This is a genomic window from Kitasatospora sp. MBT63 (genome assembly GCF_000710465.2).
Lineage (GTDB): Bacteria > Actinomycetota > Actinomycetes > Streptomycetales > Streptomycetaceae > Kitasatospora.
This window is the reverse complement of the sequence record NZ_JAIZ01000290.1, coordinates 1-3,364: the sequence shown is the minus strand read 5'-3', so window position 1 is coordinate 3,364 and position 3,364 is coordinate 1. Positions and strand designations below refer to the sequence as shown.

The 3,364-nt window shown below is 74.9% G+C and carries 3 protein-coding genes; all 3 read right to left on the bottom strand.

Going from position 1 to position 3,364, the window contains the following annotated elements:
• Nucleotides 1-33 precede the first annotated feature (33 nt).
• Nucleotides 34-1,512, bottom strand: a complete 1,479-nt coding sequence (locus tag AA75_RS17960; RefSeq protein ID WP_051812688.1) for an insulinase family protein — start codon at nt 1,510-1,512, stop codon at nt 34-36.
• A 55-nt stretch (nt 1,513-1,567) separates the two neighbouring features.
• On the bottom strand, nt 1,568-2,401 hold the full coding sequence (locus AA75_RS17955) for a phosphate ABC transporter ATP-binding protein (RefSeq protein ID WP_033821087.1): 834 nt from the start codon (nt 2,399-2,401) through the stop codon (nt 1,568-1,570).
• Between the two features lie 28 nt (nt 2,402-2,429).
• A partial coding sequence (locus tag AA75_RS17950) for a sortase (RefSeq protein ID WP_051812686.1) occupies nt 2,430-3,364 on the bottom strand: 935 nt, incomplete at its 5' end.

The window sequence follows — 3,364 nt, the reverse complement described above, 5'->3', positions numbered from 1 at the left end:
GGGCCGACGGGCCGGGGCGGGCCGGCGGCCGGATCAGTCGGCGTTCTTGAAGGCGGAGGCCGGGTAGTGCAGTTCCGCGGGGACGGCCTCGTCGACGGCGGTCAGCGCCGGGCCGATCCCGGCGAACAGCTCGGGCATCACCGGGATCACGCAGTGGTTGCGGCCGAAGACCACCCGGCCGGGGGTGTGCACCTCCACGCCGACCACGTCGGCGAAGGCGATGTGGTGGACGCCCCCGGACGGCATCCGCGTCCAGAGCCCCTCGCCGGTCACCACCAGCCGGGCCCTGCGGGCCCCCGCGTCGGTCAGCCTGTCCCGCAGCGGAGCCCTGAACGTCCGCCCGCCCGCGGGGAGTCCGGCGGTCCCGGCGCAGCCGCCCTCGGGCAGCTCGGTGCCGTCGGCGCGCCGGGCCCCGGGCCGGGTCCCGATCGGCACCACCAGCAGGGCGCTGTCCATGGCCCGGGCGAAGGCCTCCCGGACCTGCTCGGGGGTCACCTCGTCGAGCAGGTCGAGCCGGTCCGCGACACTGCGGTAGCTCCAGCCGAGCAGTTCGGCGTTGGCGGCGAACTCCAGCTCCAGCGCCACCGTCCGGGGGTCGAGGAAGAACTCGCGGGTGCCCTCGGCCTCCTCCGCCACCTCCTCGGCGGACGGGCCCTCGGCGGCCAGCAGCACGGCCTGCTGCCAGAGCAGTTCGGCGACCTGCTGCTCCTCGCCGTCGCGGGCGTCCAGGTGGATCATCCGGTCGCCGCCGTCCGGTCCGGCGAGCGCGCGGTCGCAGGAGACGTCGTAGGACAGTCCGCGCTGGTTCCGGGCGACTTCGCGCAACCGCTCCTGGAGGACGGCCATGGCGAGCTGCAGGCCCTGGTCGGCGAGGTCGCCGTGGACTCCGAGGCCCGGCCCCGGCACGGTGTCCTCCTGCCAGGAGGAGGCCGTCACCAGGACCGGCTGGGTGCCGCTGCGGTCGGGGCGGTCGCCGGCGGGCAGCGGCAGCCGCAGGCCTGGCGGCGGCGGGCCGGTGAGGGTGAGGACGGCGTTGCCGGCGTGGAAGTAGCGGGCGGCGCAGTCCCGGACGGCGTCCAGCGGGATCCGGTCCGGGCCCGGGCCGCTGAAGGGGGCGAGGCCGAGTCCCTGGATGCCGTAGCGGTGGGTGAGCAGCGCGCCGGCGGTCGGGTGGGCGGCGCAGCCGTCCTCGGCGGCGAGCACGCCGCTCTCCCGGTCGGCCCGGTCGACCGGGAGGTCGGCGAGGGCGCGGCAGACCCGGTCCAGGAAGGCGACGACCTGGTCCGGGCGGCCGGTGGCGGTGAACTGGGTGAGTTCCAGGTCGACCTGGGCGTTGTGCTCGTGGTGCAGCCGCGGCAGGGTGCTCATGGCGAGGTGTTCGACCAGGTGGGTCACACCAAGGGTTCGGAAGGTCTCGTCCCGGGCGCCGCAGCCGAAGATCAGGGCTGCGGTCAGCGGACCCGGGGCATCCGCCCACAGAACGGGCACGTCATCGATGAGGTCACGGTGCACCGACCGATCATATGGTCAGGTCATGTGGCTCCCGATCACGGCCCGGACACAAGTGCTAGCCGAACCTTCCGTTTACGTAGTCGGAGGTCCGCTGGTCGAGCGGGGTGGCGAACATCGCCCCGGTCGGGCCGTGCTCGACGATCGCGCCGGGGGTGCCCTGTTCGGCCAGGAAGAAGGCGCAGTGGTCGGAGACCCGCTGGGCCTGCTGCATGTTGTGGGTGACGATCACGATGGTGACCTCGTGCACCAGTTCGCGGATGGTCTGCTCGATCCGGCGGGTGGAGGTCGGGTCGAGGGCCGAGCAGGGCTCGTCCATCAGCAGCACCTTGGGCCGGACCGCCAGCGAACGGGCGATGCACAGCCGCTGCTGCTGGCCGCCGGACAGCGCCCCGCCGGGCTGCCGGAGCCGGTCGGCGACCTCGCGCCACAGGCCCGCCTTGGTGAGGCACTCCTCGACCAGGTGGTCCTTCTCCGCGCGGGTGGCCCGGATGCCGGTGAGCTTGAGCCCGGCCACCACGTTGTCGTAGATCGACATCGCCGGGAAGGGGTTGGGCTTCTGGAACACCATGCCGATGTCGCGGCGGGCGGCGGTCAGCCGGCGCTCGGGCGCGTAGATGTCACCGCCGTCCAGCATGACCTCACCGGCCAGGCTCGCACCGGGGATCAGCTCGTGCATCCGGTTGAGGATCCGCAGGAAGGTCGACTTCCCGCAGCCGGAGGGCCCGATCAGGGCGGTGACCGCGCCCGCGGGCATGGTCAGCGACACCTGCTCCAGCACCTTGCGCGGGCCGAACCAGGCGGAGACGGCGCGGGCGTCCAGGGTGCCGGCCGGGCTCACGGGGGCGGGCAGGACGGCCGTGTCCACGACGGCCGGCTCGACGCTGGTCATCCAGCTCTCCTAAGGTTGTGACGGTCCATCAGATCAGGTTGGGGAGCAGCTGGGCGACCTGGTCGGCGACCGAGAGGCCGAGCACGGCCAGCACGGGCACACCGACGATCCAGGCCTGCAGCCGCCCCAGGCGGACCCAGGCCAGCGCCAGCGCGACGGCCGCCAGCAGCAGCGCCTCGCCCCAGAGCACCAGCGGGATCCAGGCGCCGCCGTCGGTGCCCATGGCGCGTTCGGCGGCGGGCAGCGCGTCGGTGGTGAGCGGGCGCGGGTTGGCCGGCCGGACGTCGTCCTCGGTGGCGGGGTCGTCCAGCAGGTCGGCGTCGACCAGCAGCGTCCCGGACGGGGCGTAGAGCGGGCCGTCGCCGGTGACCAGCTGCAGCCGGGACCAGCCGGCCTTGACCGGCGCCGGGACCGGGTCGCCGGCCCGGCGGACGGCGACCACCCGGTAGTCGTGGGCGCCCTGACCGGTGGTGACCCGGAAGGTCTCGCCCGCCCGCAGGCTGCCCAGCACACCGAACGGGCCGCCGAAGCCCGCCTGCCGCCCGAGCACGACGCTGGTACCGGCCTGACCGGGCATCGGGGTGTCGCGGCGGTGGCCCGGGCCGGACTCCAGCACTCCCCCGGCGGTGCCCTCCCGGATGACCTCGCGCAGGCCGAGCTGCGGGATCTCCAGCAGCGCGACCGGGGTGCCGGGGATGACCGGCCGGCCGTCCTTGTCGAGCTGCCCGATCGGGGTGGTGCCGGCCGCCAGGGTGGCGCGCAGGTCGGCGTAGCCGGTCTCGTGGTCGCGCAGGTGGCGCAGGCCGCCGAGCGGTCCGAGGTCCATCAGCAGGCCGAGCAGCAGCGCGGCGGCGATGGCCAGCGCGGCGCCGATCAGTTGCGGCCGGTCGGGCAGCAGCCGGGGCCGGGCCGGGCGGGCCGGCGCGGGCACCGGGGCGGGCGGCGCATACGGGTCCGGCGGAG